Below are 25,807 nucleotides of genomic sequence, written 5' to 3' on the forward strand. Positions count from 1 at the left end.
CGCTGGACGGATCGGTATTTTCCAGAGTTTTGGACCGTGTTTCGTGACTTGGGGAAAACGGCGCTTTCGGTGTTGGAGTGGACGCCGCTTCCGGCTGATATGGCCGGCCGGACGGTGGAGGAGCTTCTTGAGGTGTACCGGCAAAGCGAAGGGATGAAATGCCCGCAGAAGGCCAAAATTCAGGCGTTGATCAACACCGCGAAGGACTCGATTGGGGTGACGGAAGGGACAGCGATGGCCCGGTTTGAGATCGCCGCGCTCGTCCGCCGATACCGCCAATTGGAGGCGGAGATCGCTGCACTGGACGCCGAGTTGAAGGCATTGGTTCAAACGACGATGGAGTACCAATGGTTGAAAACGGTCGACGGGTTGGGAGACGCCACGATCATCGATCTGCTGGCGGAGATCGGCAGCTTCGCCCATTATCGGGACCCGCGCCAATTGGTGAAGTTGGCGGGCCTGACGCTCAAGGAGAACTCCTCCGGCCAGCGCAAAGGGCAAAAGCACATCTCCAAACGGGGACGGAAACGGTTGCGCTCGGTGCTGTTTCGGGCGATGATTCCGCTGATTCGGCATAACGAGGCGTTTCGCGAGCTGCATGAGTATTATACGACCCGATCCGTCAATCCGCTGACCGGAAAGCAGTCCATCGTCGCCTTGTGCCGGAAGCTGTTGAATGTGCTGTTTGCGATTTGTACGAAGAAACAAGCGTTTGACGCGGAGCGAATGAAACAGGACGTCTTGTCCCAGGTGCAACGGGCGGCCTAAGGCCTCCCCCCTGCGAACGGAAGAATCGTTGGACAACGAGATGACACCGGAGAAGCTGGCGTGATTTCATCCATTCGACCTTGAGTCCCTAAAGGAGCTTGGCCGGCCTCCGCCTGATGACGAGACCGAACGAGGGAATGTTGGCGCGAAGACGCCCGGAGACATGGGAGGGTTCGTCCTCATCAGCGACGCGGAGATCCAAAGGGTGCATCGAATATGCTTCCCCCCNGTCGAAAAATATTTTTTGGACACCCCTGAGAGGCCGAAAAGCCTTGATAGATCAACATTTCTAGAGGGAGGAGAAGATAGACTATGAAAACGCGTCGAATTAACAAAGTACTTGTCGCAAACCGTGGAGAAATCGCCATTCGTGTCTTCCGTGCCTGCACAGAGCTAGGCATTCGCACCGTTGCTATTTACTCGAAGGAAGACACTGGCTCTTATCATCGCTATAAAGCGGATGAAGCATATTTAGTCGGCGAAGGAAAAAAACCGATTGAAGCGTATTTAGATATCGAAGGGATTATTGAAATTGCCAAAGCTCACGATGTCGATGCGATTCATCCGGGATATGGTTTTCTTTCGGAGAATATTCAATTTGCCAAACGATGCAGAGAAGAAGGAATTATTTTTATCGGTCCGAATGAAGAGCATTTAGATATGTTTGGCGATAAAGTGAAAGCACGCCATCAAGCGGAATTAGCGGGAATTCCAGTCATTCCGGGAAGCGATGGACCGGTGCATAGTTTAGAAGAAGTGGTGCGTTTTGCAGAAACATATGGTTACCCGATTATTATTAAAGCTGCCCTAGGAGGCGGCGGACGCGGAATGCGCATCGTTCGCTCTAAATCGGAAGTGAAAGAAGCGTACGAACGAGCAAAATCGGAAGCGAAAGCCGCATTTGGCAGCGATGACGTGTATGTGGAAAAACTAATTGAAAGACCAAAACATATTGAAGTGCAAATTTTAGGCGATTATGAAGGGAATATTGTCCATCTTTATGAACGTGACTGCTCTGTACAGCGCCGTCATCAAAAAGTGGTGGAAGTGGCGCCGAGCGTCTCGCTATCGGATGAATTGCGGCAGAGAATATGTGAAGCTGCGGTCAAACTCATGAAAAATGTAGGGTATGTGAACGCGGGAACGGTAGAGTTTCTCGTGTCTGGCAACGATTTTTATTTCATCGAAGTCAATCCGCGCATTCAAGTGGAACATACGATTACGGAAATGATCACCGGAATCGATATTGTTCAATCGCAAATTTTGATCGCCGATGGCTATTCGCTTCATAGCAAAGAAGTCGGCATTCCGAAACAAGAAGATATTCGCATTAACGGGTATGCGATTCAATCTCGTGTAACAACGGAAGATCCGCTTAACAATTTCATGCCAGATACAGGAAAGATTATGGCATATCGTTCCGGCGGCGGGTTTGGCGTGCGCCTAGACGCAGGCAACGGATTCCAAGGAGCAGTCATCACTCCGTATTACGACTCATTGCTTGTGAAAGTGTCTACATGGGCGCTGACGTTTGAACAAGCCGCGAGGAAAATGTTGCGAAATTTGCGGGAGTTCCGAATCCGTGGAATTAAAACAAATATTCCATTTTTAGAAAATGTCGTGCAACATCCAAAGTTTTTATCAGGAGAATATGATACATCGTTTATTGATACGACGCCGGAACTGTTTGTGTTCCCGCGCCGAAAAGACCGCGGTACAAAAATGCTGACATATATCGGTACCGTTACAGTAAACGGTTTCCCGGGCATCGGCAAAAAGAAAAAACCAGTTTTTGATAAGCCGCGCATTCCGAAAATAAGCTATAAAGAGCCAATTCCGAGCGGGACGAAACAAATTCTCGATAAACAAGGTGCAGAAGGGCTTGTTAAATGGATTAAGGAACAAGATCGCGTATTATTGACGGATACGACATTCCGCGACGCACATCAATCGCTGCTTGCAACGCGCGTGCGCACAGTCGATTTGGTCCGTATTGCTGAGCCAACGGCGCGCTTATTGCCAAACTTATTCTCGCTAGAGATGTGGGGAGGAGCGACGTTTGACGTTGCTTACCGCTTTTTAAAAGAAGATCCGTGGGACCGCTTGTTAAAATTGCGGGAACGAATTCCAAATATTTTGTTCCAAATGCTATTGCGTTCTGCGAATGCGGTTGGATATAAAAACTATCCAGACAATGTGATTCGTGAATTTGTTGAAAAGTCAGCGCAAGCGGGAATTGATGTGTTCCGCATTTTTGACAGTTTAAACTGGGTAAAAGGAATGACGGTGGCCATTGACGCCGTTCGGCAAACAGGCAAAATCGCTGAAGCGGCCGTTTGTTATACAGGGGATATTTTAGATCCGAGCCGTCCGAAGTATAATCTTGATTATTATAAAGCAATCGCCAAAGAATTGGAGCAAGCGGGAGCACATATTTTGGCCATTAAAGATATGGCTGGCTTATTAAAGCCAGAAGCCGCTTATGTGCTTATTTCTGCTTTGAAAGAGACCGTTGATATTCCGATCCATCTTCATACACACGATACGAGCGGAAATGGCATTTATATGTATGCGAAGGCGATTGAAGCTGGAGTAGATATCGTTGACGTTGCGGTTAGTTCCATGGCAGGCTTAACTTCGCAGCCGAGCGCCAATACACTTTATTACGCTTTAGAAGGAACAAAACGCGCGCCGGAGATGAATATACAAGGACTTGAACAGCTATCTCGTTATTGGGAAGATGTGCGCAAATTTTACCAAGAGTTTGAAAGCGGCATGAACGCTCCGCATACAGAAGTGTATATGCACGAAATGCCTGGCGGTCAATATAGCAACTTGCAGCAACAAGCAAAAGCAGTTGGACTTGGTGACCGTTGGGACGAAGTGAAGGAAATGTATCGCCGTGTGAACGATATGTTTGGGGATATTGTCAAAGTAACTCCATCCTCAAAAGTTGTCGGTGATATGGCACTTTATATGGTACAAAATAATTTAACCGAACAAGACGTTTTTGAACGCGGCGAAACACTTGATTTTCCGGATTCTGTAGTTGAGTTTTTCGAGGGATATTTAGGGCAACCATACGGAGGATTTCCAAAAGAATTGCAGCGCATTATTTTAAAAGGGCGTGAACCGATTACGGTTCGGCCTGGGGAATTACTAGAGCCGGTAGATTTTGAAAAATTAAGAGAAGAGTTATATCATACGCTTGACCGTGAAGTGACGGATTTTGATGTGCTTGCTTATGCCCTTTATTCGAAAGTATTTTTAGAATATGCGGAAACGGTCAAAAAATATGGCGATATTTCTGTTCTTGATACGCCGACATTTCTGTATGGAATGCGTCTAGGAGAGGAAATCGAAGTTGAAATTGAAAAAGGAAAAACGCTCATTGTCAAACTAGTTTCCATTGGACAGCCGCAGGCGGATGGCACACGCGTCGTTTATTTTGAGTTGAACGGGCAACCGCGCGAGGTCATTATCCGCGATGAAAGCATTAAATCGGCGGTCGTGGAACGGATCAAAGCGGATCGTACGAATCCTAACCATATCGCTGCTACGATGCCGGGAACGGTAGTGAAAGTGTTAGTGGAAAAAGGTGAAAAAGTGAATAAAGGCGATCATTTAATGATTACAGAAGCGATGAAGATGGAAACAACTGTACAAGCACCATTTGCTGGGATTATTAAAGACATTTATGTAAAAAATGGAGATGCCATTCAGGCAGGAGACTTACTAATTGAATTAACAAAATAAATAAAAAAGCGCTTGGGTGATTCCAAGCGCTTTTTTATTTGAGCAACATAGATGGAACGGTGTTTGTGCTGCGGCTTACCTCTTGCGCTTTTTGTTTATTATAATTGCTTCGTACAGCAAGCATCACTAAATAGCTAAGAACGCCGAATAAACAAGAAATAAAGAAGGCATGTGCCAAAGCAATATACAAATCCAATTGTGTCAATACGATCAGTGTCCCTGTTATCATTTGTAATAACACGAGGACAAGGGAAATGATCCATCCCCAGTAAACGACACGTTGATGTTTATAATATTTCACCGCCCGGATTGTTGCGATAGAAATCCAAATGATCATAATCGCTGCGGCAAGGCGATGTCCCATTTGAACCCATTCGTGAAGCTGCACAGGGATAATTCGGGTTTTTGAGCAAATCGGCCAGCTAGGACATGCTAAACTTGCTTCCATATGGCGCACTAATGCTCCGGTATAGACAACGACATAACAGTAGATGATGATGCCGTAAATGTGGAATTTCATTTTTCGATCAAGCACTAATGAGTGGGCATCGAATTTTTTATCCACTTCAAAAATGAGCAATGTTAATAAAAAAACAGCAGCAAATGAAATAAGAGAAATACCAAAATGCAATGCAAGCACAAAATCAGATTGTCCCCAAACGACAGCGGCAGCACCGATTAACCCTTGTAAAACAAGAAACACAAATGAAACGATTGCTAAAAATTTTGTTTCGCGAATATGCCCTATAGCACGCCATGCCCAAACGGATAAAATCAGCACCATCATGCCAGCCAAACCGGATACGAGCCGATGGCTTAATTCAATAACGAGTTCAGGGGTAATTTGCGAAGGGATTAGCTGACCGTGGCAAAGCGGCCATGACCGTCCGCACCCCATGCCGGATTCGGTTTTTGTTACGAGCGCCCCGCCGATGAGGACAAATAGCATTGCCAACGTTGTGACCGATGCAAACCATTTTAAAGAACGTTGCAAAATCTTCACCTTCTTATATTGAGAAATCATTATTTTGTCAATAATAAGTATACATTTATCTTACAAAAAAGAAATTGTAAGAGCAATTTCGCCAATATCATTTTACATGATGCCGAAAGAAAAACAAACTGATATTTACATATTGAATAAGTTCATTATGTTTGCTAGAAATATAATAGGATAAGCAATAAAAGCGTTTTCTCTTGATGGAGAGAATAATACGTTTTTTGTAATTCGAAAATTTGACACAAATTATTCAAAAAAAGTTCACATTATGTCATAAAAATGTGATTTAATATAAAGAGAAAATAGGTTTTTTCGTTCTAATGGAAGAAATAATTTCCTGCAATGATGATTTGCATGTGTTATGATATGATGGAGATGAAGAAAATTTGTTATATGGCACCGTCTATTATGTAATAAAAAGTTGACGGTGCGATAGGAGGAACGGGTGAATGGCTAATTTAAAAGCAATACATGAACAAGCTGCTCATTCGGGTGAAGGCTCGCGTGCAAATATAAGATCCATTTGGAAAGAGTTTTCGTCGGTCGTGAAAATCGGAATTGTTAATTCGAATCTAATTACGACATTCACTGGATTATGGTTAGCTCTCTATTTTATGGGAGAAGGTTTTTTGGAAAATCTTCATATTGTATTTTTTACGCTGTTTGGTTCCGCACTTGTTATAGCTGGTTCGTGTAGCATCAATAATTTCATTGACCGTGACATCGACCAGTTTATGGAACGAACGAAAACGCGGCCGACAGTAACAGGGACAATGGAAGCGAAGCGAGTATTGTGGCTCGGAATTATATTCATAACAGTAGGGACGCTCAGCTTGTTAATGACAACGGTCACTGCTGCTATTGTTGGGTTAATTGGCGCTATTACTTATATATTTTTATATACAATGTGGTCGAAGCGAAACTATACATTGAACACAGTTGTCGGAAGCATTTCTGGCGCTGTCCCGCCGGTTATTGGTTGGACTGCGGTAGATCCGGATTTCCATGTCGTTCCTCTTGTTTTATTTTTGATTATGTTTATATGGCAGACACCGCACTTTTTGGCATTGGCGATGAAACGATGCGAAGAGTATCGGGCGGCAGGCATCCCAATGCTTCCAGTTGTTCATGGTTTTGCGATGACAAAGCGGCAAATCGTTGTATGGGTTGCGTGCTTATTGCCACTGCCATTTTATTTGTACTCATTAGGCGTGCCGTTTTTAACTGTTGCTACGTTGTTAAACGTAGGATGGCTTGCATTGGGACTTTATGGGTTTAAAATGAAAGACGACTTAAAGTGGGCGAAGTGGATGTTTATTTATTCCCTTAACTATTTGACGATTTTATTTGTAGCAATGGTTATCGCTACCCTTTGGTAAATGGAGTTCGTTTAAAATTCTTTCCATAAAGAGAAAGAATTCATATAAAATTTTTTATTTCATCAATAGAAAGAGGGGTTTGATTAGGCTATGAAGAAATGGCTACATAACTGGCGCTTATTTTCTCTTTTTAGCATGATAGCGCTTCTGTTAGCTGGCTGCGGCAAGCCGTTTTTATCGACGCTTCAGCCGGCGGGTGAAGCAGCAGACACACAATTTTCACTGATGCTGCTTAGCACAGCCATTATGTTACTCGTTATTGTTGTTGTAACGATTATCTTTGTATACGTTGTCATTCGTTTTCGGCAACGTAAAGGTGAGGAAAACAAAATTCCAAAACAAGTAGAAGGAAATCATAAACTTGAAGTTCTTTGGACTGTTATTCCGATTATTCTTTTGCTTATTTTGGCAGTTCCGACGGTTGCTGCGACTTTTAAACTCGCAGACGTCAAACCGATGAACAAAGAAAAGCGCGATAAAGATACTCTTGTTGTCAATGTTCGCGCAAGTCTTTACTGGTGGGAGTTTGAATATCCTGATTATGGCGTAATTACAAGCCAAGATTTAGTGGTTCCGACAGATGAGCGCGTGTATTTTAACTTAAAAGCATCAGACGTAAAACACTCGTTCTGGATTCCTGCAGTTGGCGGGAAAATAGATACAAACATTGAAAACAAAAACCAATTTTGGCTAGAATTTGATCAAGAAAGAGCAGAAAAAGCGGGCAACATTTTCTACGGAAAATGTGCGGAGCTTTGCGGTCCTTCCCATGCATTGATGGACTTCAAAGTAAAAGCAGTTCCTAGAGAAGAATTTGATCAATGGATTGAAAAAATGAAAAACGCGAAAAAACCAGTTGTGACAGATCCGGTTGCTAAGCAGGGAGAAGAAATTTTCAATAAAAGCTGTATTGGCTGCCACGCGGTTACTCCAATTGACAAACGTCCAGAACAAGCGCGTACAGCGCCAAACTTGGCAAATTTCGGCGATCGCGAGCGCATTGCCGGTATTTTAGAGCATAATGAGGAAAACTTAAAGAAATGGCTAAAAGACCCTGAAAGTGTGAAACCTGGAAATAAAATGACAGGAACATATGCTAAATTAACGGATGAGCAAATTGATGCTTTAACGAAATACTTAATGAGTCTAAAGGTTGAATAACAAACGGGATTTCTATAAAAAAGGAGGTTTAAATCCGTGAGTACAGCAGTTCGTAAAAAGAGCCTAATATGGGACTACCTTACAACGGTCGACCATAAAAAAATTGCCATCCTTTACTTAATTGCCGGCGGTATTTTCTTCATCATGGGTGGTATCGAGGCTCTAATTATTCGTATTCAGCTTGCGGTGCCTAACAACGATTTTGTTAGCGCGGGTCTTTTTAATGAAATAATTACGATGCATGGTACGACAATGATTTTCTTGGCAGCAACACCGTTATTATTCGCATTGATGAATGCGATTGTTCCAATTCAGATCGGTGCGCGCGATGTTGCGTTTCCGTTCTTAAACGCATTAGGCTTTTGGTTATTCTTTTTCGGGGGGCTTTTTCTAAACTGTTCTTGGTTTTTAGGCGGAGCGCCTGATGCAGGATGGACGTCTTACGCTTCGTTATCATTAGAATCACCAGGACACGGAATTGACTTTTACGTATTAGGTTTACAAGTTTCCGGGTTCGGTACATTAATCAGTGGGATTAACTTCATCGTAACCATCATTACGATGCGTGCTCCAGGCATGACATACATGCGTATGCCGTTGTTTACGTGGGCAACATTCGTTGCTTCTGCGTTAATCTTATTTGCGTTCCCGCCGCTAACGGCTGGATTGCTTTTACTGATGATGGACCGTTTATTTGGTGGCAACTTCTTTAATGCGGCATTAGGCGGCAACACGATTATTTATGAACACTTATTCTGGATTTTCGGTCACCCGGAAGTATATCTCTTGATACTACCGTCATTTGGTATTTTTTCTGAAATTATTTCAACTTTCTCTAAGAAACGCTTATTTGGATATTCTTCCATGGTGTTTGCGATTGTATTGATCGGCTTTTTAGGATTCATGGTATGGGCGCACCATATGTTTACAGTTGGCATGGGACCGGTTGCGAACGCCATTTTTGCGGTTGCGACAATGGCCATTGCTGTTCCGACAGGTATTAAAATCTTTAACTGGTTATTCACGATGTGGGGCGGAAACATCCGCTTTACAACGCCAATGTTATATGCTATTGGTTTTATTCCTTCTTTCGTTATCGGCGGAGTAACCGGGGTTATGCAGGCAGTAGCGCCGGCTGACTATCAATATCATGACAGCTACTTCATCGTTGCTCACTTCCACTATGTCATTGTTGGCGGTGTAGTGCTAGCTTTATTAGGCGGCACGCATTATTGGTGGCCAAAAATGTTTGGCAAAATGCTAAGCGAAAAGCTTGGTAAGTTGACATTTGTGTTATTCTTTACCGGATTCCATTTAACATTCTTTATCCAACACTTCCTTGGCTTGATGGGTATGCCTCGCCGCGTATTTACATTCTTGCCGGGCCAAGGTTTGGAAACTGGAAACTTGATTAGTACAATTGGTGCCTTATTGATGGCGGCAGGTGTTATCGTCCTTTTAATCAATATCGTGATCACTACGTTCAAAGGAGAAAAAGCTGAAGCGGATGCTTGGGGACTCGGACGCACGCTTGAATGGGCGGTTTCCTCGCCAGCACCTGAATACAACTTTGCGCAAACTCCGCTTGTTCGCGGGTTAGATGCTTACTGGCTAGAAAAAATGGAAGGTAACAAAGGCTTAACTCCGGCGGAACCGCTTGGAGACATCCATATGCCAAATCCTTCATTCTTGCCGTTTGTCATTTCACTTGGGCTGTTTATCGCTTCATTCGGTTTCTTGTATCATAACGATTACTCTTGGGGCTTACCGGTAGCAATTCTTGGATTAGTGATTACCTTTGGTTCTATGTTCTTACGTTCGATCATTGATGATCATGGTTTCCACATTCATAAAGACGAAATTATCGAAGCAGAGAAAAAGGGGGTTAAGGCATAATGCATGTTGAAGAAAAATTAACGGCGGAAACATTCCCCGCATCCCCTGAAAGAGCTACCATCGAAGGAAAAAATAAATTTTTAGGACTTTGGGTTTTCCTAGGGGGAGAGACAGTTCTTTTCGCCTCCCTCTTCGGCACTTTCATAGCGCTTAGAGATAAAACGGCTGGGGGACCGACATCGCAGGAATTGTTTCATTTGCCGCTCGTGTTTGTCGCTACAATGCTTTTATTGACAAGCAGTTTAACAAGCGTTTACGCCATCTATCACATGAAAAACTTCGACTTTAAGAAAATGATGCTTTGGTTTGGCATCACTGTATTGTTAGGTCTCTGCTTCTTAGGATTAGAAATTTACGAGTTTTATGAATATGTGCATAAAGGCCTTAAGTTTTCAACAAGTGCCTTCTCATCTGCCTTTTATACGCTAGTCGGTCTGCATGGCAGCCACGTTGCATTTGGTTTATCGTGGATTTTAACGCTTATGATCCGCAACGCGAAGCGTGGTTTGAACCTTTACAACGCGCCAAAGTTTTATGTGGCGAGTCTTTACTGGCACTTTATTGACGTCGTATGGGTATTCATTTTTACCGTTGTATACCTAATGGGAATGGTGGGGTGAATATATGGTGAATCAAGCAAATTCTGGAAATGAGCGCGTTGATTTAGCATATCGCCGCAAAAAAAACGCGGAGGATATGAAGCATCAAGTTATTTCCTTTGTATTAATGATTTTGTTCACATTAATCGCATTTACCGCGGTTGGTTATGATAAATTTTCGCCTTGGTTTTCCGTTCCATTTATTCTTCTTCTTGCTGTGGTACAAGTGTTGTTCCAATTGTATTATTTTATGCATATGAGCCATAAAGGACATGAAATGCCAGCACTCTTCATGTATGGCGGTATACTTGTTGCCTTTGTGACCATTTGGGCGTTTGCGACAATTATTTGGTGGTAATAAAAAAGGAAATCAGCGAAAGCTGATTTCCTTTTTTAAACTAGTTTTGACTCAATTTTGCTTCAATCTTCTCAAGAACTTTTTCTAATTTTTCAAGCGGCACTTCTGTGCTTTCGGAAATATTTTTCAAATCTTGGTAGGAAAGTCCTTTTGAGCTGCGGAGAAGATTTCTTTGTTCATGATCATGCAGCAATAACTGAACCGCATCTGGTCTGGAATAATGCCCCAATCCGTCAAACACCACTTTTGCCGCCTTGATCTCATTCGCATGGCAATCCGCGTAAACAATCGTATCTTCGTTATAAACCGGTCCGGCGATGTATTCACCAAATGGATTAACGATAGCGGCTCCGCCTACCGCCCAACTGAAATCCATTTCTGGGCTATCAATAAAATGTTCGTATGATGCAAACAGGTTAATTGATAGCGCTTAACAATAGACAAACGATAGGAGTGTAGTATAATGAAAAGAGAAAGAATTGAGGTGATATGAAAATGGCATCGCTAAGCATGTTTGGTTTTGTCGCGTTATGGAGTCCTTATTTCCTTGCGTTTTTGTTGTTGATTACGTGTCTTTATTTTATGATTGTTGGGCCTTGGAGAACTCGTTTTACAAAGGAAGGACCACCGACGCGCAAGCAGAAAGCATATTTTCTCGCAGGGATCATGTTGCTTTATATTTCTTTCGGTTCGCCGGTTGATTTGCTCGGTCATTTGATTTTTAGCGCACATATGATACAAATGGCAATATTAAGTTTTATGGCTCCACCATTACTTATTTTAGGAATACCAAATTGGCTGTTTGAGCGACTTTTCGAAATTCGGCCATTAAAGGCGGCAGTAACGTTTTTGACAAAGCCGCTTATTGCGGTTGTTTTATTTAATAGCTTGTTCTCATTTTATCACGTTCCATTTATTTTTGATTTAGCGAACAGCAATGCGCTTTATCATGCGGTAATTACCACGATGATTTTTGTCGCTGCATGGATGATGTGGTGGCCTCTTCTTAATAAAATGCCGGGCTGGCAGTCTCTCAGCGGTCTTAAGAAGATAGGCTACATTTTTGCAGACGGCGCTTTATTAACTCCGGCGTGTGCCTTAATTATTTTTGCTGGAAAACCGCTATATGCGACTTATTACGATCCGCAAATGTGGATGAAGTCGCTTGCTCTTTGCGTTCCCGCTGGGACATTAGCTTCTCTTGATTTAACAGGACCAGAGATGTTCTTTTCTGTTCCGCTTCTTTACGATCAGCAGCTTGGCGGGATATTAATGAAAATTATTCAAGAAATTATTTATGGCATAATGCTCTTTTTCGCCTTTAGGGAATGGTACCGAAAAGAGCAGGAAAAAGAAAAATTGGAAACTGTTGCATCCCCACAACCTTCTGAGTCGTAATGTTTTATCGAAATGTTTTAATAATCAATAAAACATAGAAAGGAATTGGATATGGAGTATTCATTGCCAATTTTACCGACCATTAGCACGAGCTGTATTGTCATTAGCGCAGCGTTAGTGGCGTATGGATGGTATTTAATACTGAGGAGAAACATTGATGCCCATAAAAAGACAATGTTAAGTGCAGCGGTGTTCGCTTTATTGTTTTTTATTATTTACCTATCGCGAACGATTTTTATCGGGAACACGAGTTTTGGCGGCCCTGACAGTGTGAAAGTGTATTATACGATCTTTCTTGTGTTTCATATTATTTTGGCTACGGTTGGAGCAATTTTTGGCATTGTCACGCTTTGGACTGGTTTAAAAGACCATCGCGCCCGTCATAAGCGGCTCGGACCGATTACAAGCGTTATTTGGTTTTTTACAGCTGCAACCGGCGTTGCCGTGTATTTGCTTCTCTACGTATTTTATAAAGGCGGGGAAACAACATCAATGATTAAAGCTATTTTAGGTTTTTAAAACCCGACACGAAATTTGTCGGGTTTTTCTTATAGTAAACAAAGGTGGATAAAACACGTATACATATAAAACACATTATTGTTCGTATGAAGCTAATAAAGAGGGAGAGGGGGATGAAAACGATCGTCCGATTCCGAAAGTTGAGTGCAACGCAAGCGACCTTATTGACTATTGTTATGATGTGTTTGAAAGACTTAAACGAAATTGTTATTGATGATTGCGAAGTCCATGTGGCCATTGAGGAAGATTGCCTCTGTACAGTTACAGCGCTGATAGTAATAAAGTGGGGAGTACCGATTATTTCATTATGTGAGCAATTGCAAAAACATATTACAGAGGAAATTGAGGCAATGACGCCGTTTACTGTCGATAAGGTACATGTTGTTGTAAAACATCTGGCTATGTAATGAAAAAACGCATGAGATTTCCCTCATGCGTTTTTTTTCGCATTTTGGATTAGTCTTGAATTTTGTCAAGTTCTTCTTTTATTTGTGATAAAATGGTTTGGCATTGATTTACCAATGAAGAAGGGAAATGTTCATCGTCGCCGTATTCTACGCCATGAGGATAATAATATTTTCCTAAAATTGGAGGAAGTAACTTAATGAGTGCATAGCGGGAATCAACGTCTCCCTCAATGGCGTATCCTTGAACACGAAGATAGTAAATATCCCCCTTTATTTGAAATTTCCGATCGTATGTAACCCGTTCATAGTCCCATTGAGAAGCTCTAATAAATTTAAATTTTTCCATTAGATCATCTAAACGGGAAAGCTCCGCTGTTTGGTTTTCGATACCAGTATTTTCAAATTTCATATCTATTCCTCCTATCGACAAAGCCTAGTATACGGAAAAGAAAAATGCCCCTTCATTTATAATAGTATGAAAGCGGACGACTTTCAATCAATTGTTCGTCATTTTGCGATATTTTCAATTTATGATAAATTTTTGTCCTCCATTCATTATTTTATTGAATAAATGTCTGGTATACGAAATTCCCCTGGAAAGCAGGGGAATTCTTTTTTTACGTTTTGTTGCCATAGAAAAACGGCTATAATGGCAATAGGATATCTTTTTTCGGAAAGCGAGAGTTGCCGTGTGAAATGGTTTTTTCTTGTGTTATTGCTAATCATTGGATTTTATTATTTTGCGCCAAGTACACCACCGCTTAGCCCGCCTCAAGAAACAGAGCCGAAAGACTATATGGTAAAAGAACCGAAAGTCGAAAGCGGCATGCTTTCAATGATTGGAAAAACAGAAAGAGATGTAAAAAAGAAATTCGGCTCGCCGACACGAATTGATGCTTCCGCTTATGATTATGAATGGTGGATCTATAATCGGAGCGCAAGCACATACTTTCAAATTGGAATGATGGATGGGCGTGTTGTTACGGCATTTGTATGCGGAGAGAATGTGAATGTAAAACCATTTTACATCGGTCAGCCCCTTCAAGAAGTGTTTAAGACGATGCCTGTTTTATCCAATGTTGAAATAAAATTGAGAACAGGAATGTATCGTTTTGAGCTGTCAGAACAAGATTACGCCTCTCGGCCGATTGTCAAAGTTGGCAACGTCTACGCGCAATTATATGTAGATCGTTTTACCGGAAAGATTTCGAGCATTCGGCTTATGACTGGGGAAGTATTCGTAAAAATGAGGCCATATGAGCTTGTTTACCGTGGCAGTTTACCTAATTCAGCCCCTTTATCTTCCAAACAGCAACGAGAAGTGGAAATAGCGAATGAAAAACAAATTTTTGATATTACAAACGTTATTCGCCAACGTTACCGTGTTAAGCCACTTCGTTGGCATGAGGAAGCAGCAAAAGTTGCCTATATGCATAGTAAAGATATGAAAGATCATCACTTTTTCTCTCATAAATCTCCAAAAAATGGTGATTTAAAAGATCGGCTATTGGCTGCAAATATTAAATTTGAAATGGCGGGAGAAAATATTGCCGCACATCATATGGATGGTATTGAGGCGGTGGAAGGATGGCTAAACAGCAAAAGCCATCGAGAAACATTATTAAGCGAACAATTTACCTACCTTGGTGTAGGTGTTTCTGGTGATTATTATACTCAAGATTTTTTAAGGTTATGGAAATAAAATAGCGATTTTGTCGATGTAAAGAAAAAATGGGCGCACGTAAATCATATATAGGCAATAGTATATGGTAGATAGGCGTGAGTCGATGAGGGGAGTAGGTATTCAATGGAAAAGCATCTACATCCTTCGGTGGAGAAATTTAAACAGTTTGTGAAAAAGCATCCGAAAATAATTCAAGAAGTGCGCAATGGTCAAAAAACGTGGAAAGAGTTTTATGAAGATTGGTATTTATTTGGTGAGGATGATGAAATTTGGGAAGCCTATAAACAAAATCAAGAGCCAATAAAACGCAAGGAAAAAAGTAGTAATAGATGGATTGAAAAAATTGCAAATGTAATACAAAATATGGATGCTAATGAGGTACAAAAACATCTCGCGAGTGTTCAACAAGCGATTGACGCAATCCAAAACATTATTACTCAATTTCAAGGAAATGAAAAGCAGCATATGGGGATAACGAAAGATGAACATCCGTTTTCATTTCGTAAAGACTAGAGGGGGTGCCAATGAGAAAAGAGGTTATACAATATATTCGAACGAAAAAAATGCTGCAATCTTTTATTCGCAAAGAGCCGCGCTGGTATCGCCTTCTTTCCCGCTACCCACATAAGCTGCCATCATTTGAACTTGAGGCGCTTCATTATTATGAGCAGACGATTCCACATAAAGTGGAGAAAATCGCTAATTCCTTGCAAATGGTTTCATTAATGCTTCATATGTTTCAAGCGATGCGTGATTAATTTTTGCAAAAAAGCAAAGACTACTTCCTAAAGGGGAGTGATGTCTTTGCAAAAGCAGTTCGTTATTTTGCTTTTATTTCTTTTCGTCGTTTTAGGAGCGTGCGGAAACGATAAACCGGCGCCAGAAACAAATATCCCAAATGTTGCGTTTGCTATGACTAATCAGGAGAATAAATCATTTCAAGTCAAGCATGTTGTGAAAGGGAAAGATGTATTGATTGAGTGTATTGTCGCTGATTTTCCGTTTCGAAAAGGAACGAATGGGGGACACATAAACGTATATATAAATGGACAAAAAATAGATGAAGTATATACAGCGGCATTTATGTTGCGAGGATTACCAACTGGAAAACATGTGATACGCCTTGAGCTTATGTACAACGATGGAAAGATAACTGGATTGTCACATGAGTTTACAGTAACGATCTCTTAGAAAAAGGTCTGACGAGCAAGTCAGACTTTTTTTAATGCGCAACTTCATTACTTTCCTTTCTGATTCATCTCATGGTATCATTACATTGGAGGTGCCAAAACGTGATCATTGCAACTCTCGAGCGTCTCGAGATTTTAGATAAAGCAGAAGCATTAGCAAAAATGATTGTACAATCGGAATTGGCAGAAGAATACCGCCAATGTTTTCAACGACTGAAACAAGATCGTGTTGCTCAAGATATTATCGCTCGTTTTACAAAGGCAAAAGAGCGCTATGAGGAAGTACAGCGATTTGGAAAATATCATCCTGATTATCATAGCGTGATGAAAGAAGTGCGTGAAATAAAACGTGAACTTGATTTTCATGAGACGATTGCTGCGTTTAAAAAGGCGGAAAATGCCATGCAACAACTGTTAGATGAGATTAGCGTGTTAATTGGCAAAGCGGTATCAGATCAAATTAAAGTGCCGACAGGGAACCCGTATTTTTTGTCCATCAGCTGTTCGGGAGGATGCGGAGCAGGGGGAAGCTGCGGCTGCCGCACATAGTATATAAAAGGGGAATGGTGGTATGTTTCCAAAACGCCAAGGGATTATTGTCTGGTTGCATTCATTAAAGCATAGCAAACATCTGCGCAAATTTGGCAATATTCATTATGTTTCGAAACGGTTAAAATATGCGGTTTTATATTGTGATATGGAGCAAGTCGATGAAATGATGAAAAAGCTTGCTTCCTTGCCGTTTGTAAAGCGGGTCGAACCGTCTTATCGACCATTTTTAAAGCTAGAATTCGAATCAAAAGGGGAAAAAGAAAAAGACTCCTCTTATCCATTAGGATATTCGGCGGAGTAAAAAAAGGCTGATTTTCTTTGGAAAGTCAGCCGATTTTTATTTTTATCGCCACTATTGGAGCGGAGGGATAAAACGGTTCATCCGCATAATGCCAATTAAGTGTTGATAGTATAAATCTAATTCAGCAAAAAATGTCGAAGGCTTCACTTCTAAATGAATAATCTCCATTCCTAGTTCTTTCGCTAGTTGGGCAAATAAATCGTATCGCTTATTTGGTTTCACACGCGGATTTGGAATTCCTTCCCGGCAAATATACAACGGTTGAAAATCCCCTGGATCTGTTGGATGCAAAACGACAACACACGATGTCACCGGACGGCCGTTTTTCACCGTATGAAAAGCAAAAAGTCCAGACAAACGATGCCGATTTGCTCTGGCGAGTTCAATTAGTTCGTATATATCTGAATAACCTTCCCCTAGCTCTATAAAACGCTGAATCATCTATATCCCCCTTACTATGTTTGTCCATACATAACTTTAATCATTGTTTAACAAAATTTCAAATGGAAAAATAAAAAAAAACCCTGCAGCCTATGATCTGCAGGGGTCCTTTACGTTTACTTGCCCCTTGCGCATCGGAAGGAACAAGTAAACTAAAGGAAAAGAAAAGGGAGAGGAGAAACCGGAGGAAGAACTTATGGGGAAACGTAAGTCTTCTCCGTGGTTGGCAACAACATCCGCATGGATGTTGCCATTACTCATTATGGCCGGTTTGCTAATTTTATATACATGTTACTATGAAATTTTCAGCTGTTTTACTATAATAAAGTTTATGATACGATAATGTTGCGAAATTGTGTCAAAATGTGGTGAAAGCAATGAGGGTAATTTCAGGAAAATGTAAAGGTAGACGTCTGCAAGCGGTTCCAGGAATATCAACAAGACCGACGACAGATAAAGTGAAAGAAGCGATATTTAATATGGTTGGTCCGTATTTTTCCGGCGGGATGGGCCTTGACTTGTTTAGTGGCAGCGGCGGTCTTGGAATTGAAGCATTAAGCCGCGGGCTTGACCGAGTCATTTTTGTAGACCATGACGCAAAAGCGGTGCAAACCGTCAAAAAAAATGTTGCAACGTGTCGACTGTTAGAACAGGCAGAAATATATCGGAATGATGCAGAAAGAGCGTTGAGGGCAATTATAAAACGCGGGCTTCGTTTTCATTTGATTTTTCTTGATCCTCCATATAAAGAACAAAAATTGCAGTCAATCCTTTCGTTTATTGATGAACATGAGCTTCTTGAAAAAGATGGTGCTGTCGTTGTGGAACACTCTGCCGAAACACATCTTGCCGAACAAGTTGGTCGTCTTGTAAAGTGGAAACATGAAGTATATGGAATTACCGCGGTTTCAATCTACCGGTACATGGATGTGCAGAAAGGAGAATAGGGCATGGCGAGCATTGCGGTTTGCCCAGGAAGCTTTGATCCGGTTACATATGGGCATTTAGATATTATTAGGCGAGGGGCAAAAGTGTTTGATCAAGTGTATGTAGCGGTACTTAATAATTCTTCAAAGAAGCCGTTATTTTCTGTTGAGGAGCGGATAGAACTGTTGCGGGAAGTGACGCGGCCGTTTCCAAATGTGATTGTTGAATCGTTTCACGGCCTGCTTGTCGATTATGCGCGCAGTAAAAATGCGAGTGCGATTTTGCGTGGTTTGCGGGCTGTGTCCGACTTTGAATATGAAATGCAAATCACGTCGATGAACCGTGTTCTTGATGAAAATATTGAGACGTTTTTTATGATGACAAATAGCCAATACGCTTTTTTAAGTTCCAGTATTGTCAAAGAGGTAGCAAAGTATAATGGCAATATTTCCGACTTAGTGCCACCTGTTGTAGAGGAAGCGCTGAGAAAAAAATTTGCTTCCCTTACTTCTAACGAACGTAATGAAAGCTGACTTAAAAGAAGCTTCTTTTAAGTCAGCCTAATTTTATTTTGTCTTTATTCTTTGACCTTTTTTTGCCATTGAGCAGCAGTAAGCCATATATATAGACATAAAAAGACGATCGTAATGATTGGTCCGAATTGATGCAACAGCTCCCAATAATGGTTGATCCAGCTTGGTGAGCGTTCTATTAAAAATGTTGGAATAACGCGCATATTTCCATCGGCTGGGTGGACGTAGAGCGGTTTCCATAGTATATATGTAAAACATGCGGCAAAACATCCATGCATGATTCTGGCGATAAAAAATGGTTTAAAGCGGATGTTTGCTTCAGCGAGGATGCTTGCTACTTGTGCTTGCACGGAAAATCCGCCAAAAGCAAGAATAAAGCTTGTTGCAATGGCTTTTTCCAACAGTTCGGCTTTATCGGTTTGGCTAATCATCTGACTGCCGAGCGTAATTTCAAATAGACCGGAAATCATCGGGATGCTTAGTTCTTTTGGAAGTTGAAATAAGTGAAGAATATACTGGAAAATAAAGGATATATATTCCGTAATATGCATCATGTAAAGCAGCTTATTAATGACGGAAAAGAGAATAATAAACCCACCGATCATCAACAATGTTTGTACAGAAGACCGAACGGCGTCTCCTAACAATTTTCCAAGCGGCTGTTCGTTTTTTAGACGGGTTTCATGAAGCACTCGGAATGCGTAAGGAAAAGGAAACAAATGACTCGGTCGTTTTTGCTTTCCTTTTTCTTGTGATTTTCCATGGAATCTCATAATCATTCCTACACAAATGTTTCCTATATAGTGGGAAAGTGCTAAAATAATGCCAAGATTTGGATTGTGAAAAAATCCGATCGACACCGCGCCAAAAATAAACAATGGGTTGGATGAATTAGTAAATGAGGCTAACCGTTCTGCTTCGATCGTAGAAATTTGTTTTTCTTGATAAAGCCGTGCAGTTAGTTTTGCTCCTGATGGATAGCCGGAAGCCATTCCCATTGCCCAAACGAAACCGCCGACGCCAGGAACTCTAAAAAGCGGCCGCATAAGCGGTTCTAACAAAACTCCAAGCAAATTAACGACACCGAAGCTAATCAATAATTCAGAAACGATAAAAAAAGGTAATAGTGATGGAAAAACGACTTCCCACCACATATTTAAACCGCGGATGGATGCTTCTAATGATTGCTGAGGGTAGCAAATTAATGACAGTGCAAATAAAGTAACCGTTGAAGCGAGAAAGACGGTTTTTGCTTTTGGTTTCATATCTGTTCTGCCTCCTGGTAACGACACATCCTCTCTCCCCTTTTTAACACCATATTACGTGTACAACCTCATATAGTTTAATATACGAGTATAGGGGGGAGTTTTAGACCATAAGATGAAACAAGGTGGTCATGTAGAGAGGAGAGAAACGGTGTTTCCGAAAATTGGGTTAGCGCTAGGTTCTGGAGGGGCGAGAGGTTTCGCGCATCTTGGAGTACTGAAAGTATTGGAAGAGGAGAAAATCCCAATTTCCTACATAGCCGGAAGTAGCATCGGGGCGCTTGTCGCTGCTCTATATGCTAGCGGTCTCGGTCTTGAGCGTTTATATAAGTTAGCAAAGTCGTTTCGTCGAAATGACTACATCGATTTTACAATTCCAAAAATGGGGCTAATTGCTGGAAAGCGAATTACCGAATTTATTCGGCTTCTCACAAAAGGGAAAAAAATTGAGGAACTGTCCATCCCGGTGGCAATTGTAGCAACGGATTTACAGACAGGTCAAAAAGTGGTGTTTCGCCAAGGGGATGTTGCCCGCGCCGTACGAGCCAGCATTTCCATTCCCGGTATTTTTGTCCCTGAAAGGGTAGACGGGCGATTGCTTGTAGATGGAGGAGTTGTTGATCGCGTTCCCGTTTCCGTTGTCCGAGAAATGGGTGCGGATATTGTTATTGCAGTCGATGTTTCCCATGTGAAAGTGGACGGAGAAATTACGTCGATATTTGATGTGATTTTACAAAGCATTGATATTCTGCAAGACGAGCTTGTCCGCCATCGTCAACTTGCCTCCGATGTGATGATTCGGCCGCACGTAGAGCAATATAGCTCGCGAGCATTTACTCATGCACAGGAAATTATTGCTATCGGGGAACAGGAAACACGCAAATATGTGCCAGAAATCCGCCAAGCAATTCAAAACTGGAAGGAGCATTCACGCTGATGAAAAAACGAATGTATGTGGTTGCATTTTTCTTTGGCGTCATCGTAGCATTGTTGCTTATTTTTATTAAATTTCCTTATTACGTTACGATGCCTGGAACTGCGCAAGACTTAAAGCCGCTTGTTCATGTGGAGCATGGGGATGATGATGATGAAGGAACGTTTATGCTAACAACGGTGAAAATGGGACGGGCGAATGCTATTTCCTATTTTCTTGCACATGTTCGCTCCTTTTATGAACTATATCCGTTAGAAGAAATAAAACAAGAAGGGGAAACAGATGAGGAATATACAATGCGTCAGCTTCAGCTTATGGAGCAGTCAAAAGAGGCAGCGATTGCTGTTGCCTATAAAAAAGCGGGGAAACCAGTTTCTTATAAAGCAAAAGGCGTATACGTGATGAGTGTGCTTCCACATATGCCGGCAGAGGGGCAATTAAAAGTTGGCGATCGCATTATTAAAATAGATGGAAAAAGGATGGATACATCGGAACAAATGGTGCAATATATTCGTACAAAGAAAAAGGGAGATAAAGTTCATATTACATTTGTGCGCGGTAAAAAGGAAAAAGAGGCAACTCTTACATTAATGCCATTTGCGCATAATCCAAAACAAATAGGTATAGGGGTTTCGCTTACTACCGATTATGACATTGCTACAAACCCGCCAGTCCGCATTGATTCGGAACAAATCGGCGGGCCATCAGCAGGATTAATGTTTTCGTTAGAAATTTATAATCAACTTGTCGAAGAAGATATTACGAAAGGGCATAAAATTGCCGGTACAGGTACGATTAATATGAATGGCGAAGTCGGACCGATCGGCGGCATCTCGCAAAAAATTGTTGCTGCTGATCGGGAGGGAGCAGAAATTTTCTTTGCACCAAACGAAAATGGGGCAGCAGATTCGAACTATCGAGAAGCAGTGAAAACGGCAAAAAAAATCGGAACAAAAATGAAAATTGTTCCGGTCGATACGTTTGATGATGCGATTCGTTATTTAGAAAATTTAAAATAACCATCGTAAAGCGGCTGTTATTGCAAAAGAGGAGGAGTAGCGTACTCCTCTTTCAGCACATTGGTGCGAGCAGGTTCAGGAAATATTGCGGCATAAGCAAAAGACGCCTTTTTTTCTTGCTGGTAAATCGGGTCATGTTTTAAATTTGACACTTTTGTAACGAGCGGAAGCGGCAGATGTTTTTTTACATGTTGTAGATAGCGGCGCCCGTTGCTGCTCATTCCAAGCAAACGAATATATGTCGGCGTTTCTGTTTTTTTTCGCTGGTCTTTTGTAAAATTCGTTAAAATATGAGTGCATATTCGTTGCAGCCTCGTCCACGTATATCGTTTTGTTTTGATCGAGTTCATAAAAGCGGAAAACGTCGGGGCAGCAACAATTTCTTGCTTTAAGCGGTGTTCGATACCTTCGTCAACGCCGGCAATTTGGCGCAGCTCCGCCTCTTCCGCTGTCATGATGCGATACTTTAAAAACGGAAAATAGGCTTCCCATTCATGAAACATGCCGTATGTATCATAATATTGCTCGAGTGTTTGTTTTGTAGTGCCTGGAATATACGGGGCGATGGTTTCTAAATGTGCAAGCGACCCTTTAAGCGCTTTTCTTAAGCTTGTCGCGCTAGCGATCGATGGATGAGAGAACGTTTTGTCATGATAATCGGAAGCGATGCGGCGAATCGTACGAGGAGTGATCGGAATTTGTTTTTGTAAAATCGCTTTGACATACGCAAGACCGAGCACATTGTTCGGCTTAGATAAATCAAGGTTAGTGGCGTTCAATCGTTTCCAGGCTTCTGCGTTCGCCCGCGGATAGCTTACCCCTTCCTGAAGCGCTTCTTGCACATAACTGTCATGCTGCTGTTTTTGCTCTAAAAACGTTTTTGCCGCATCGATAAATGCGGTTATATTTCCATTTTCGCTTCCGAAGCAAATTTCTTCACAAAATAAGGAATGAAGCAATGTAACCGCGCCGCTGGCAAATCGTTCAGCAGATTGAACCGCAAATGCATACGGCAGCTCAATGACAATATCTACCCCGGCTGACAATGCCATTTTTGTTCGCGCCCATTTTGATACGAGCGCAGGTTCTCCGCGCTGCAGAAAATTTCCGCTCATGACGGCAATAATGCAATCTGCTCCAGTTTGTTTTTTGGTTTCTTCTAAGTGATATAAATGCCCGTTATGAAACGGATTATATTCGACAATGATTCCGACCGCTTTCATTTTGCTCTCCCTGCTGTTTAGTTGTTTTTTTCAAAAGAGTGATAAATTGTATATAAACTGACAACAATTATACTGTAAAGAAAAAATATTGACAAATAGGAAAACGAAACGTATAATTTTCTTTGTTGTCTTGAGGTGATTTTTTATGAAATGGACAGTCCATCAGCTTCATCAGTTTCATCATAAAGAAATCGTTATTGATGAATATGTTGATGTCTCTGATTTAAAAGAGATTGATAAACTGATCCGCGATATTTCGCCTGTGCATGTACAGGGAAGGGCAGATATCGGTTCGACAAAATTTACGTTTCACTTGCAAGTGTCGGGAACGATGGTACTGCCTTGTTCGCGGACGTTGGTCGACGTTTCGTATCCATTTTCGGTCGAAACGACGGAAACATTTTTTATGAATGATTATGATGTAGTATCGACAGATGAAGATACGCATCTAGTGAAAGACGAAACAGTAGATTTGTTACCGATTATCAAAGAACTTATTCTTTTGGAAATTCCGTTGCAAATATTTGCGGAAGAAGAAACGGTGCAGGACGGGGCTCCGCAGTCTGGAGAAGGCTGGGAAGTCATTAAAGAAGAACTTTGGGAAGCGATGGCAGAAGAACAGGCCAAACAGAAAATCGATCCTCGTCTTGCTGCATTAGCGAAGTTTTTTGATAAAGACAAAAAAGAGTAAGCGAAGTAGCCGGGATGATCCGGGCTTTTGATACTTCGACATGCTGATAAGGAGGTGGGAAGCATGGCAGTACCTTTTAGAAGAACATCAAAAACAAGAAAAAGATTGCGCCGCACTCACTTTAAATTGCAAGTGCCAGGCATGGTAGAATGCCCAAATTGCGGTGAAATGAAATTAGCGCATCGCGTATGCAAATCTTGCGGAACTTACAAAGGAAGAGAAGTTGTTAACAAATAATTATCTTTAACAACAAGCACAAGGAAGGAAAGTACTTGTGCTTGTTGTTTTTTTATTTTTAGCTATGAAAATAAGCAGGAAAATGCCCGCACGATGCCCAATTGATTTTAAGGAAAGGAGGAAACGGAAAAATATGAAAGTAGCTATAGTGGAATATGACAGTAATGGGATTATTTGGTTTACTATTCATCGCCCCGAAAAACGAAACGCGATCAATTTTGAAGTAATGGACAAGCTGGAAGAAACGATTGCGATGGTAGAAAAAAATGATGATGTGAAAATGCTTGTCATTACGGGAACAGGTGATGAAGCGTTTTGTTCAGGAGGGGATTTAAGCAAATTTCAACATTTACATACGACAGAAAATGCAAAACAAATGTTAGAAAAAATGGGGACGATTTTGTATTCATTGCTTACGTTGTCTAAACCAACTGTCGCGCTCATTAACGGCACTGCTATTGGCGGCGGTTGTGAGTTAGCATCAGCATGTGATTTCCGCTATGCGAAATCTGGAAGTAAAATCGGCTTTATTCAAGGAAAACTTGGAATAACGACTGGGTGGGGCGGAGCGACAATGCTTTTTGAAAAACTTCCGTACACTCAAGCGCTTGATATACTTTTGCGTGCAGAAAGAATAAGCGCAGAAAAAATGTACGAGTATGGATGGATACACGCGGTGCTGCCAGGAAACAATTTGCGGGAAGAATGCCGCGAGCTGCTTGCCCCTTATTTATCACAATCAGTTTCTGTATTGCGTGCATATAAAATGGCAGCTGCAGAAAAGTGGAAAAGCGATGAATTTCGGATGAGATTTTTTGCGGAAATCCGCCGTTGTTCCGAATTATGGGGGTCAGAAGAACATAAAAGAGCTATCCAATCTTTTTTAAATAAATCATAATTTTCTCCCTTCTATCTTTTCTATTAGCTGCATAAATATAGTAAAAAAGCAGCTATAGAGGGGGAAGAAGATGACAAGTGTACGTCAGGATGCGTGGACGCAAGACGAAGATTTGCTATTGGCAGAAGTCGTATTGCGCTATATTCGCGAAGGAGGTACGCAGCTTCAGGCTTTTGAAGAAGTAGGACAGCTTTTGTCACGCACCGCAGCTGCATGCGGCTTTCGATGGAATTCCTATGTTCGAAAGCAGTATAAAGAAGAAATTGAACTAGCGAAAAAACAGAGAAAGGAGAGAAAAAAAGAGGCTGCGGCTAGTGAAGAAAGAGAACGAAAAAGGAAAGAGGAAATAACAGACAAAAGCTTGACGTGGTCTGATGTCATCACATTTTTGCAAACACATGGGCAAAAGGCGCATGATTCGCAAAGAATAGCGGATGAAAACCGTGCTTTAAAGAAAGACATGGAGCAATTACAACAAATGATTACAAAACTCCAAGCCGAGAAAGAAGCATTGCAAAAACAGCTATTTGCTGTTCAAGAGGAGTATAAAACATTGCTTGCCATTATGGAACGTGCAAGAAAAATGGCGGAGCTTGAAGAAGAACAAGAACGAAAAGCTCCACTCTCGGGAAACACGGTCCTAGAAAAAGTGGAAAAATCGTAAAAAGCTG

Annotated in this window: 30 protein-coding genes; 24 read left to right on the forward strand and 6 right to left on the reverse strand. The window is 41.5% G+C overall.

Translation table 11 applies throughout. From position 1 onward, the window contains the following. Both DCC82_RS18025 and pyc read left to right on the forward strand, forming a co-directional pair. Window positions 1-768: transposase (locus DCC82_RS18025; RefSeq protein WP_233252947.1), on the forward strand; the 768-nt coding region annotated here is incomplete at its 5' end. A gap of 312 nt (window positions 769-1,080) precedes the next feature. Beyond that, window positions 1,081-4,524, forward strand: coding sequence for a pyruvate carboxylase (pyc, locus tag DCC82_RS07130; RefSeq protein WP_108430294.1), 3,444 nt, complete (start codon window positions 1,081-1,083; stop codon window positions 4,522-4,524). Window positions 4,525-4,558: 34 nt separating this feature from the next. Here the strand turns inward: pyc and DCC82_RS07135 are convergent, their stop codons facing one another. Continuing rightward, the gene (locus DCC82_RS07135) at window positions 4,559-5,518 is read right to left on the reverse strand and encodes a COX15/CtaA family protein (RefSeq protein WP_015863319.1); all 960 of its coding nucleotides are present in this window, start codon (window positions 5,516-5,518) and stop codon (window positions 4,559-4,561) included. A gap of 455 nt (window positions 5,519-5,973) precedes the next feature. Here DCC82_RS07135 and cyoE point away from each other — a divergent pair, with 455 nt between their 5' ends. The 5 genes from cyoE (at window position 5,974) to ctaF (ending at window position 10,917) form a co-directional block, all read left to right on the forward strand. Next, window positions 5,974-6,903 carry a heme o synthase gene (gene cyoE, locus DCC82_RS07140; RefSeq protein WP_081189620.1) on the forward strand — a complete coding sequence of 310 codons (930 nt, stop codon included), beginning with the start codon at window positions 5,974-5,976 and terminating at the stop codon, window positions 6,901-6,903. 90 nt (window positions 6,904-6,993) lie between these two features. Further along, window positions 6,994-8,064, forward strand: a complete 1,071-nt coding sequence (gene coxB / locus DCC82_RS07145; protein WP_097354280.1) for a cytochrome c oxidase subunit II — start codon at window positions 6,994-6,996, stop codon at window positions 8,062-8,064. A gap of 36 nt (window positions 8,065-8,100) precedes the next feature. Further along, window positions 8,101-9,960 carry a cytochrome c oxidase subunit I gene (gene ctaD / locus DCC82_RS07150; protein WP_097354281.1) on the forward strand — a complete coding sequence of 620 codons (1,860 nt, stop codon included), beginning with the start codon at window positions 8,101-8,103 and terminating at the stop codon, window positions 9,958-9,960. Then, a complete protein-coding gene (locus DCC82_RS07155) occupies window positions 9,960-10,580 on the forward strand; it encodes a cytochrome (ubi)quinol oxidase subunit III (protein WP_015863323.1) in 621 nt (206 codons plus the stop codon). Before ctaD ends, DCC82_RS07155 begins: the two co-directional genes overlap by 1 nt. A gap of 4 nt (window positions 10,581-10,584) precedes the next feature. After that, on the forward strand, window positions 10,585-10,917 hold the full coding sequence (gene ctaF, locus DCC82_RS07160) for a cytochrome c oxidase subunit IVB (protein ID WP_015863324.1): 333 nt from the start codon (window positions 10,585-10,587) through the stop codon (window positions 10,915-10,917). A gap of 40 nt (window positions 10,918-10,957) precedes the next feature. On the opposite strand, the gene DCC82_RS07165 is transcribed toward ctaF, so the two are convergent. Further along, window positions 10,958-11,293, reverse strand: coding sequence for a hypothetical protein (locus DCC82_RS07165; protein WP_041269609.1), 336 nt, complete (start codon window positions 11,291-11,293; stop codon window positions 10,958-10,960). Window positions 11,294-11,412: 119 nt separating this feature from the next. On the opposite strand from DCC82_RS07165, the gene ctaG reads away from it, so the two are divergent. The 3 genes from ctaG (at window position 11,413) to DCC82_RS07180 (ending at window position 13,241) form a co-directional block, all read left to right on the forward strand. After that, the gene (gene ctaG, locus DCC82_RS07170) at window positions 11,413-12,315 is read left to right on the forward strand and encodes a cytochrome c oxidase assembly factor CtaG (protein ID WP_015863325.1); all 903 of its coding nucleotides are present in this window, start codon (window positions 11,413-11,415) and stop codon (window positions 12,313-12,315) included. A gap of 51 nt (window positions 12,316-12,366) precedes the next feature. Continuing rightward, window positions 12,367-12,834, forward strand: a complete 468-nt coding sequence (locus tag DCC82_RS07175) for a DUF420 domain-containing protein (protein ID WP_108430295.1) — start codon at window positions 12,367-12,369, stop codon at window positions 12,832-12,834. A 113-nt stretch (window positions 12,835-12,947) separates the two neighbouring features. Continuing rightward, a complete protein-coding gene (locus DCC82_RS07180; protein WP_015863327.1) occupies window positions 12,948-13,241 on the forward strand; it encodes an Asp23/Gls24 family envelope stress response protein in 294 nt (97 codons plus the stop codon). Window positions 13,242-13,290: 49 nt separating this feature from the next. Here the strand turns inward: DCC82_RS07180 and DCC82_RS07185 are convergent, their stop codons facing one another. Then, window positions 13,291-13,650, reverse strand: a complete 360-nt coding sequence (locus tag DCC82_RS07185) for a YugN family protein (protein ID WP_015863328.1) — start codon at window positions 13,648-13,650, stop codon at window positions 13,291-13,293. Between the two features lie 282 nt (window positions 13,651-13,932). Between DCC82_RS07185 and DCC82_RS07190 the strand changes: the two genes are divergently transcribed. The 6 genes from DCC82_RS07190 to DCC82_RS07215 all read left to right on the forward strand — a co-directional run bounded on the left by DCC82_RS07190 (window position 13,933) and on the right by DCC82_RS07215 (window position 16,968). Next, complete coding sequence (locus DCC82_RS07190; RefSeq protein WP_062753634.1) at window positions 13,933-14,943, forward strand: CAP domain-containing protein; 1,011 nt, start codon at window positions 13,933-13,935, stop codon at window positions 14,941-14,943. A gap of 105 nt (window positions 14,944-15,048) precedes the next feature. Continuing rightward, a complete protein-coding gene (locus DCC82_RS07195) occupies window positions 15,049-15,438 on the forward strand; it encodes a YlbD family protein (RefSeq protein WP_015863330.1) in 390 nt (129 codons plus the stop codon). A gap of 11 nt (window positions 15,439-15,449) precedes the next feature. Further along, entirely contained in the window at window positions 15,450-15,683 is a 234-nt protein-coding gene (locus DCC82_RS07200) for a YlbE-like family protein (protein WP_015863331.1), read from the forward strand. A 40-nt stretch (window positions 15,684-15,723) separates the two neighbouring features. After that, window positions 15,724-16,116, forward strand: coding sequence for a hypothetical protein (locus tag DCC82_RS07205; RefSeq protein ID WP_015863332.1), 393 nt, complete (start codon window positions 15,724-15,726; stop codon window positions 16,114-16,116). A 101-nt stretch (window positions 16,117-16,217) separates the two neighbouring features. After that, on the forward strand, window positions 16,218-16,664 hold the full coding sequence (locus DCC82_RS07210) for a YlbF/YmcA family competence regulator (RefSeq protein ID WP_015863333.1): 447 nt from the start codon (window positions 16,218-16,220) through the stop codon (window positions 16,662-16,664). Window positions 16,665-16,686: 22 nt separating this feature from the next. Then, entirely contained in the window at window positions 16,687-16,968 is a 282-nt protein-coding gene (locus DCC82_RS07215) for a YlbG family protein (protein ID WP_062753515.1), read from the forward strand. Between the two features lie 51 nt (window positions 16,969-17,019). Here DCC82_RS07215 and DCC82_RS07220 read toward each other — a convergent pair whose 3' ends face one another. After that, the gene (locus DCC82_RS07220) at window positions 17,020-17,409 is read right to left on the reverse strand and encodes a DUF7147 family protein (protein ID WP_015863335.1); all 390 of its coding nucleotides are present in this window, start codon (window positions 17,407-17,409) and stop codon (window positions 17,020-17,022) included. Between the two features lie 377 nt (window positions 17,410-17,786). On the opposite strand from DCC82_RS07220, the gene rsmD reads away from it, so the two are divergent. Both rsmD and coaD read left to right on the forward strand, forming a co-directional pair. After that, the gene (gene rsmD, locus DCC82_RS07225) at window positions 17,787-18,356 is read left to right on the forward strand and encodes a 16S rRNA (guanine(966)-N(2))-methyltransferase RsmD (protein ID WP_108430296.1); all 570 of its coding nucleotides are present in this window, start codon (window positions 17,787-17,789) and stop codon (window positions 18,354-18,356) included. A 3-nt stretch (window positions 18,357-18,359) separates the two neighbouring features. Beyond that, window positions 18,360-18,869, forward strand: coding sequence for a pantetheine-phosphate adenylyltransferase (coaD, locus tag DCC82_RS07230; protein ID WP_015863337.1), 510 nt, complete (start codon window positions 18,360-18,362; stop codon window positions 18,867-18,869). A 44-nt stretch (window positions 18,870-18,913) separates the two neighbouring features. Here the strand turns inward: coaD and ylbJ are convergent, their stop codons facing one another. After that, window positions 18,914-20,134, reverse strand: coding sequence for a sporulation integral membrane protein YlbJ (gene ylbJ / locus DCC82_RS07235; RefSeq protein ID WP_062678278.1), 1,221 nt, complete (start codon window positions 20,132-20,134; stop codon window positions 18,914-18,916). Window positions 20,135-20,285: 151 nt separating this feature from the next. On the opposite strand from ylbJ, the gene DCC82_RS07240 reads away from it, so the two are divergent. Both DCC82_RS07240 and DCC82_RS07245 read left to right on the forward strand, forming a co-directional pair. After that, the gene (locus DCC82_RS07240; RefSeq protein ID WP_041269610.1) at window positions 20,286-21,071 is read left to right on the forward strand and encodes a patatin-like phospholipase family protein; all 786 of its coding nucleotides are present in this window, start codon (window positions 20,286-20,288) and stop codon (window positions 21,069-21,071) included. Further along, the gene (locus DCC82_RS07245) at window positions 21,071-22,087 is read left to right on the forward strand and encodes a SepM family pheromone-processing serine protease (RefSeq protein ID WP_015863340.1); all 1,017 of its coding nucleotides are present in this window, start codon (window positions 21,071-21,073) and stop codon (window positions 22,085-22,087) included. The genes DCC82_RS07240 and DCC82_RS07245 overlap by 1 nt, the downstream gene beginning before the upstream one ends. A 17-nt stretch (window positions 22,088-22,104) precedes the next feature. Here DCC82_RS07245 and DCC82_RS07250 read toward each other — a convergent pair whose 3' ends face one another. Beyond that, entirely contained in the window at window positions 22,105-23,310 is a 1,206-nt protein-coding gene (locus tag DCC82_RS07250) for a nucleotidyltransferase (RefSeq protein WP_062678276.1), read from the reverse strand. Window positions 23,311-23,455: 145 nt separating this feature from the next. Between DCC82_RS07250 and DCC82_RS07255 the strand changes: the two genes are divergently transcribed. The 4 genes from DCC82_RS07255 to DCC82_RS07270 all read left to right on the forward strand — a co-directional run bounded on the left by DCC82_RS07255 (window position 23,456) and on the right by DCC82_RS07270 (window position 25,800). Beyond that, a complete protein-coding gene (locus tag DCC82_RS07255; protein WP_062678275.1) occupies window positions 23,456-24,001 on the forward strand; it encodes a YceD family protein in 546 nt (181 codons plus the stop codon). Window positions 24,002-24,064: 63 nt separating this feature from the next. Further along, window positions 24,065-24,238, forward strand: a complete 174-nt coding sequence (gene rpmF, locus DCC82_RS07260; protein WP_003251950.1) for a 50S ribosomal protein L32 — start codon at window positions 24,065-24,067, stop codon at window positions 24,236-24,238. A 133-nt stretch (window positions 24,239-24,371) separates the two neighbouring features. Next, window positions 24,372-25,136 (forward strand): enoyl-CoA hydratase/isomerase family protein, encoded by a 765-nt coding sequence (locus DCC82_RS07265; protein WP_015863343.1) that lies wholly within the window; start codon window positions 24,372-24,374, stop codon window positions 25,134-25,136. Between the two features lie 70 nt (window positions 25,137-25,206). Further along, complete coding sequence (locus DCC82_RS07270; RefSeq protein WP_089097040.1) at window positions 25,207-25,800, forward strand: RsfA family transcriptional regulator; 594 nt, start codon at window positions 25,207-25,209, stop codon at window positions 25,798-25,800. The last annotated feature ends 7 nt before the right edge of the window (window positions 25,801-25,807 follow it).

Source organism: Geobacillus sp. LYN3, from assembly GCF_003064505.1.
GTDB classification, from domain to species: Bacteria; Bacillota; Bacilli; order Bacillales; family Anoxybacillaceae; genus Parageobacillus_B; species Parageobacillus_B toebii.

Coding starts and splice junctions, on each gene's coding strand:
- rsmD (WP_108430296.1), top strand. CDS start 17,787: ATGAGGGTAATTTCAGGAAAATGTAAAGGTAGACGTCTGCAAGCGGTT.
- DCC82_RS07220 (WP_015863335.1), bottom strand. CDS start 17,409: ATGATTCAGCGTTTTATAGAGCTAGGGGAAGGTTATTCAGATATATAC.
- DCC82_RS07205 (WP_015863332.1), top strand. CDS start 15,724: ATGTCTTTGCAAAAGCAGTTCGTTATTTTGCTTTTATTTCTTTTCGTC.
- DCC82_RS07185 (WP_015863328.1), bottom strand. CDS start 13,650: ATGAAATTTGAAAATACTGGTATCGAAAACCAAACAGCGGAGCTTTCC.
- coaD (WP_015863337.1), top strand. CDS start 18,360: ATGGCGAGCATTGCGGTTTGCCCAGGAAGCTTTGATCCGGTTACATAT.
- DCC82_RS07250 (WP_062678276.1), bottom strand. CDS start 23,310: ATGAAAGCGGTCGGAATCATTGTCGAATATAATCCGTTTCATAACGGG.
- DCC82_RS07155 (WP_015863323.1), top strand. CDS start 9,960: ATGCATGTTGAAGAAAAATTAACGGCGGAAACATTCCCCGCATCCCCT.
- rpmF (WP_003251950.1), top strand. CDS start 24,065: ATGGCAGTACCTTTTAGAAGAACATCAAAAACAAGAAAAAGATTGCGC.
- DCC82_RS07265 (WP_015863343.1), top strand. CDS start 24,372: ATGAAAGTAGCTATAGTGGAATATGACAGTAATGGGATTATTTGGTTT.
- DCC82_RS07195 (WP_015863330.1), top strand. CDS start 15,049: ATGGAAAAGCATCTACATCCTTCGGTGGAGAAATTTAAACAGTTTGTG.
- ctaF (WP_015863324.1), top strand. CDS start 10,585: ATGGTGAATCAAGCAAATTCTGGAAATGAGCGCGTTGATTTAGCATAT.
- DCC82_RS07255 (WP_062678275.1), top strand. CDS start 23,456: ATGAAATGGACAGTCCATCAGCTTCATCAGTTTCATCATAAAGAAATC.
- ctaG (WP_015863325.1), top strand. CDS start 11,413: ATGGCATCGCTAAGCATGTTTGGTTTTGTCGCGTTATGGAGTCCTTAT.
- coxB (WP_097354280.1), top strand. CDS start 6,994: ATGAAGAAATGGCTACATAACTGGCGCTTATTTTCTCTTTTTAGCATG.
- DCC82_RS07245 (WP_015863340.1), top strand. CDS start 21,071: ATGAAAAAACGAATGTATGTGGTTGCATTTTTCTTTGGCGTCATCGTA.
- cyoE (WP_081189620.1), top strand. CDS start 5,974: ATGGCTAATTTAAAAGCAATACATGAACAAGCTGCTCATTCGGGTGAA.
- ylbJ (WP_062678278.1), bottom strand. CDS start 20,134: ATGAAACCAAAAGCAAAAACCGTCTTTCTCGCTTCAACGGTTACTTTA.
- DCC82_RS07215 (WP_062753515.1), top strand. CDS start 16,687: ATGTTTCCAAAACGCCAAGGGATTATTGTCTGGTTGCATTCATTAAAG.
- DCC82_RS07270 (WP_089097040.1), top strand. CDS start 25,207: ATGACAAGTGTACGTCAGGATGCGTGGACGCAAGACGAAGATTTGCTA.
- DCC82_RS07200 (WP_015863331.1), top strand. CDS start 15,450: ATGAGAAAAGAGGTTATACAATATATTCGAACGAAAAAAATGCTGCAA.
- pyc (WP_108430294.1), top strand. CDS start 1,081: ATGAAAACGCGTCGAATTAACAAAGTACTTGTCGCAAACCGTGGAGAA.
- DCC82_RS07175 (WP_108430295.1), top strand. CDS start 12,367: ATGGAGTATTCATTGCCAATTTTACCGACCATTAGCACGAGCTGTATT.
- DCC82_RS07165 (WP_041269609.1), bottom strand. CDS start 11,293: ATGGATTTCAGTTGGGCGGTAGGCGGAGCCGCTATCGTTAATCCATTT.
- DCC82_RS07180 (WP_015863327.1), top strand. CDS start 12,948: ATGAAAACGATCGTCCGATTCCGAAAGTTGAGTGCAACGCAAGCGACC.